Annotated in this window: 1 protein-coding gene; it reads left to right on the plus strand. The window is 42.5% G+C overall.

All coding sequences use genetic code 11. The features are described from left to right. Positions 1 to 86: 86 nt before the first annotated feature. Positions 87 to 570, plus strand: a 484-nt coding sequence (locus E2R67_RS16470; RefSeq protein WP_208379555.1) for a transposase domain-containing protein, incomplete at its 3' end; no start/stop codon positions are given.

The following is a 570-nucleotide window of genomic DNA, read 5'->3' on the forward strand; positions in this document are numbered from 1 at the left end:
TAATGCCGATCAGTTAAGAAAAATTAGTTGATTTTTAACGTAAGAAGATCAAAATCCTATGACTCAAAAGGTCATGGGATTTTTTTATGGAACTTTCAGAAGCACTCGCTCGCACATCAATTAACCGTCTTACCGAATTTTCTTCTTTGTCTGATATCTTAGAGCCGGATATTATTGAATCTTGCCTACAATCTAACGGTGTTGCTACGTTAAGAAAACGAAAACTCCCTATGGATGCCATGGTCTGGGCCGTCGTGGGTATGTCTCTTTTCAGAACAGAATCTGTTCGCCAGCTTATTAATAAACTCGATATCGTACTGCCTCAAGAGGTCGACTACGTTGCAAGAAGTGCAGTAACACAAGCCCGTAAAAAGCTAGGCAGTAATGTCGTCAAAGATGTCTTTCATCAGACGGCTGCCACTTGGCATCAACGCGCTGAGCATCCGGAGTGGTGCGGACTCAATTTATATGGTGTTGATGGTGTCGTTTGGCGTACGCCTGACACTAAAGAAAATAGTGCTGTATTTTCGCGCTCTGCCAATAAATCCTATGAATCATCCTACCCACAAG

Origin of the sequence: Psychromonas algicola, assembly GCF_004378355.1 — a bacterium.
Taxonomy (GTDB): domain Bacteria; phylum Pseudomonadota; class Gammaproteobacteria; order Enterobacterales; family Psychromonadaceae; genus Psychromonas.